Genomic DNA, 5,337 nt, shown 5'->3' on the forward strand with positions numbered 1-5,337 from the left:
TGTACATAAGCTTACGGGTTATTAGTACTACTCGGCTATGACATTACTGCCTTTACACCTATAGCCTATCGACCTAGTCATCTTCTAGGACCCTTAAAAGAAATCTCATCTTGTGGTGGGTTTCGCGCTTATATGCTTTCAGCGCTTATCCCTTCCAAACGTAGCTACTCTGCGGTGCTCCTGGCGGAACAACAGATACACCAGAGGTTTGTCCAATTCGGTCCTCTCGTACTAGAATCAGATCCACTCAAATTTCTTGCGCCCACAGTAGATAGAGACCGAACTGTCTCACGACGTTCTGAACCCAGCTCGCGTGCCACTTTAATGGGCGAACAGCCCAACCCTTGGGACCTTCTCCAGCCCCAGGATGTGACGAGCCGACATCGAGGTGCCAAACCCCCCCGTCGATATGAGCTCTTGGGGGAGATCAGCCTGTTATCCCCGGCGTACCTTTTATCCTTTGAGCGATGGCCCTTCCATGCGGAACCACCGGATCACTATGCTCTACTTTCGTACCTGATCGACCTGTATGTCTCTCAGTCAAGCTCCCTTATGCCATTGCACTCTACGCACGGTTACCAAGCGTGCTGAGGGAACCTTTAGAAGCCTCCGTTACTCTTTTGGAGGCGACCACCCCAGTCAAACTACCCACCAAGCAATGTCCCCCTTGTTAGGGGTTAGACCTCAGATAAGCAAAGGGTGGTATTTCAACAATGACTCCACAACGCCTGGCGACGCCACTTCATAGTCTCCCACCTATCCTACACATCACTTATCCAAGACCAATACTAAGCTATAGTAAAGGTGCACAGGGTCTTTTCGTCCCACTGCGGGTAAACGGCATCTTCACCGTTACTACAATTTCACCGAGCTCATGGCTGAGACAGTGTCCAGATCGTTACACCATTCGTGCAGGTCGGAACTTACCCGACAAGGAATTTCGCTACCTTAGGACCGTTATAGTTACGGCCGCCGTTTACTGGGGCTTCAATTCAATGCTTCTCCGAAGATAACATCTCCTCTTAACCTTCCAGCACCGGGCAGGTGTCAGGCCCTATACTTCATCTTACGATTTTGCAGAGCCCTGTGTTTTTGATAAACAGTCGCCTGGACCTCTTCACTGCGGCCCACATCGCTGTGGGCGACCTTTCTCCCGAAGTTACAGGTCTATTTTGCCTAATTCCTTAGCCATGAATCTCTCGAGCACCTTAGGATTCTCTCCTCGACTACCTGTGTCGGTTTACGGTACGGGTACTGTTAATCTAAGTTTAGAAGGTTTTCTTGGAAGCCCTTAGGCGCACTATCACTTTGTCCGAAGACTCCGTGTACTATCGCATTTCCCCAAGCCTCACGCATTTAACTATGAGACCTATAGGTAGGTGCTTTAACGAACTATTCCGTCAGTTCGCGGCGCTTTCATCACTCCGTCACTCCATCACAATTAACAGTAGTACGGGAATATTAACCCGTTGGCCATCGACTGTCCCTTTCGGGTTCGCCTTAGGACCCGACTAACCCTCAGCTGATTAGCATAGCTGAGGAAACCTTAGTCTTTCGGTGTGCGGGTTTCTCGCCCGCATTATCGTTACTTATGCCTACATTTTCTTTTCTGACCGGTCCAGCATACCTTACGATACACCTTCACTCCTGTCAGAATGCTCCCCTACCACTTACATTACTGTAAATCCATAGCTTCGGTACTATACTTATGCCCGATTATTATCCATGCTCGTCCGCTCGACTAGTGAGCTGTTACGCACTCTTTAAATGAATGGCTGCTTCCAAGCCAACATCCTAGCTGTCTGGGCAGACAAACCTCGTTATTTCAACTTAGTATAGATTTTGGGACCTTAGCTGATGGTCTGGGTTCTTTCCCTCTCGGACTTGGACCTTAGCACCCAAGCCCTCACTGCTGTAAAACATTATATAGCATTCGGAGTTTGTCAGGAATTGGTAGGCGGTGAAGCCCCCGCATCCAATCAGTAGCTCTACCTCTATATAACTATTATCAGCGCTGCACCTAAATGCATTTCGGGGAGTACGAGCTATTTCCGAGTTTGATTGGCCTTTCACCCCTACCCACAGGTCATCCGAAGACTTTTCAACGTCAACCGGTTCGGACCTCCACTATGTGTTACCACAGCTTCATCCTGCCCATGGGTAGATCACACGGTTTCGCGTCTAACACTACTGACTAAAGCGCCCTATTCAGACTCGCTTTCGCTACGGATCCGCATCTTAAATGCTTAACCTTGCCAGCAACGTTAACTCGTAGGCTCATTATGCAAAAGGCACGCCGTCACCCCACGAAAGGGCTCCGACCGCTTGTAAGCGTATGGTTTCAGGATCTATTTCACTCCGTTATTCACGGTTCTTTTCACCTTTCCCTCACGGTACTGGTTCACTATCGGTCTCTCAGGAGTATTTAGCCTTAGCGGATGGTCCCGCCAAATTCAGACAGGGTTTCACGTGCCCCGCCCTACTCAGGATACCACTATCTATATCTTCTCTTACCTGTACGGGGCTGTCACCCTCTATCGCTTACCTTTCCAGGTAATTCCAGTTCAATCCGCATAGAATCTCGTGGTCCTACAACCCCAAAATTGCCGTAACAACTTTGGTTTGGGCTAATCCGCGTTCGCTCGCCACTACTTACGGAATCACTTTTGTTTTCTTCTCCTCCGCCTACTTAGATGTTTCAGTTCAGCGGGTTTGCCCATCTATCGATGTGACATGTCTTCAACATGCCGGGTTGCCCCATTCGGATATCTACGGATCAATTCGTGTGTGCCAATCCCCGTAGCTTTTCGCAGCTTATCACGTCCTTCTTCGCCTCTGAGAGCCTAGGCATCCCCCATACGCCCTTATTTTGCTTATTGTACCAATCTCGTTTTTTAAAACAAGACCGTTTTTTTTGTTTCTGTTATTACTAACATAAACGCTTTCTACTTTTTAAAATTTTCTTATCTCAATATGTCAATGAACGGTTCGCATTTCTGCGTAGTGGAGAATATCGGAGTCGAACCGATGACCTCCTGCGTGCAAGGCAGGCGCTCTAGCCAGCTGAGCTAATCCCCCGTTTTTAAAATTCCAAATCTTTAAATTCCAAATTCCAAAAAATAAGGATCTCAACCTCCAGAATTTCCTTTAAGCTTAAAAATAGTAGTCCCGCCCAGACTCGAACTGGGGACCCCTACATTATCAGTGTAGTACTCTAACCAGCTGAGCTACGAGACTCTGTTTTTTGCTTATTATAATAGTTGAACTAACAGCGAGAGTAAGCGAAACTTACTATTTTTTGACTTTCCTTATATAGTCTCTAGAAAGGAGGTGTTCCAGCCGCACCTTCCGGTACGGCTACCTTGTTACGACTTAGCCCTAGTTACCAGTTTTACCCTAGGCAGCTCCTTACGGTCACCGACTTCAGGTACCCCCAGCTTCCATGGCTTGACGGGCGGTGTGTACAAGGCCCGGGAACGTATTCACCGGATCATGGCTGATATCCGATTACTAGCGATTCCAGCTTCACGGAGTCGAGTTGCAGACTCCGATCCGAACTGTGACCGGCTTTATAGATTCGCTCCTCCTCACGAAGTGGCTGCTCTCTGTACCGGCCATTGTAGCACGTGTGTAGCCCAAGGCGTAAGGGCCGTGATGATTTGACGTCATCCCCACCTTCCTCACAGTTTACACTGGCAGTCTTGTTAGAGTTCCCGACACTACTCGCTGGCAACTAACAACAGGGGTTGCGCTCGTTATAGGACTTAACCTGACACCTCACGGCACGAGCTGACGACAACCATGCAGCACCTTGTAATTTGTCCGAAGAAAGATCTGTTTCCAAATCTGTCAAACTACATTTAAGCCTTGGTAAGGTTCCTCGCGTATCATCGAATTAAACCACATGCTCCACCGCTTGTGCGGGCCCCCGTCAATTCCTTTGAGTTTCAAACTTGCGTTCGTACTCCCCAGGTGGGATACTTATCACTTTCGCTTAGCCACTGAGGTTACCCCCAACAGCTAGTATCCATCGTTTACGGCGTGGACTACCAGGGTATCTAATCCTGTTCGCTCCCCACGCTTTCGTCCATCAGCGTCAATACACCGGTAGTAACCTGCCTTCGCAATTGGTATTCCATGTAATATCTAAGCATTTCACCGCTACACTACATATTCTAGTTACTTCCCAGTAATTCAAGTCTGGCAGTATCAATGGCCGTTCCTCCGTTGAGCGAAGGGCTTTCACCACTGACTTACCAAACCGCCTACGGACCCTTTAAACCCAATGATTCCGGATAACGCTTGGATCCTCCGTATTACCGCGGCTGCTGGCACGGAGTTAGCCGATCCTTATTCTTACGGTACCGTCAAGCTCCTACACGTAGGAGTGTTTCTTCCCGTACAAAAGCAGTTTACACACCATAGATGCGTCTTCCTGCACGCGGCATGGCTGGATCAGGCTTGCGCCCATTGTCCAATATTCCTCACTGCTGCCTCCCGTAGGAGTCTGGTCCGTGTCTCAGTACCAGTGTGGGGGATCTCCCTCTCAGGACCCCTACCCATCGTAGCCATGGTAAGCCGTTACCTTACCATCTAGCTAATGGGACGCATGCCCATCTTTTACCGTTGGAACTTTAATATGTTTAACATGCGAAAAACATATACCATGGGGCATTAATCCAAATTTCTCTGGGCTATTCCCCTGTAAAAGGTAGGTTGCATACGCGTTACGCACCCGTGCGCCGGTCTCTAGTATTGCTACTATACCCCTCGACTTGCATGTGTTAAGCCTGCCGCTAGCGTTCATCCTGAGCCAGGATCAAACTCTTCATCGTATATTTTTTGACTCTTGCGAATCAGTTTTGTAGACAAAGGCTAGTCTTTTTCAAATCTTCCGATTCTCTTACTCTCTTTTTTATTGTCCCGATTATCAATCGAGACGGCTGTCAATTCAATATGTCTATGAACGTTGTTCTCTTATTTTAGTACCTGAAACATTTATCCTGAATTTATTTCAGGAAGTTCAGGTCAAACGCCATTCTTTCGTTTAGCGGGTGCAAAAGTAACTATTCTTTTTTAACCAACAAGTAATTTTAAAATTATTTTTGAATTTATTTTAAATTCCTCGTTTTTCCAGTTTTTATATGAACTTTTATCCCTTTGCGGGGTGCAAATATAAAAACTAAATCATTCCAAATCCAAATCTTTTTAATGCTTTTTTTATCTTTTTTTTAATGCATTGATAACTCGGGTTTTACAAAACCGTTTATCCGAGGCTACACAGATGAGCTGCCTAAGACAGCCCTGAGGAAAACAAAAAGTCATCGCTAGCCCCGA

2 tRNA genes and 2 rRNA genes are annotated in these 5,337 nt (G+C 47.3%); all 4 read right to left on the minus strand.

Features of this window, described 5'->3' with window-relative positions:
* Window position 1: 1 nt before the first annotated feature.
* The 4 genes from L1S35_RS13135 to L1S35_RS13150 all read right to left on the minus strand — a co-directional run bounded on the left by L1S35_RS13135 (window position 2) and on the right by L1S35_RS13150 (window position 4,835).
* Window positions 2-2,879, minus strand: a 23S ribosomal RNA gene (locus L1S35_RS13135).
* A gap of 125 nt (window positions 2,880-3,004) precedes the next feature.
* Window positions 3,005-3,078, minus strand: a tRNA-Ala gene (locus tag L1S35_RS13140).
* 85 nt (window positions 3,079-3,163) lie between these two features.
* Window positions 3,164-3,237, minus strand: a tRNA-Ile gene (locus L1S35_RS13145).
* A gap of 86 nt (window positions 3,238-3,323) precedes the next feature.
* A 16S ribosomal RNA gene (locus L1S35_RS13150) occupies window positions 3,324-4,835 on the minus strand.
* Together the 16S and 23S rRNA genes with 2 tRNA genes alongside form the textbook arrangement of a ribosomal RNA operon.
* Window positions 4,836-5,337 lie beyond the last annotated feature (502 nt).

Origin of the sequence: Flavobacterium anseongense (assembly GCF_021608185.1) — a bacterium.
GTDB lineage: Bacteria > Bacteroidota > Bacteroidia > Flavobacteriales > Flavobacteriaceae > Flavobacterium > Flavobacterium anseongense.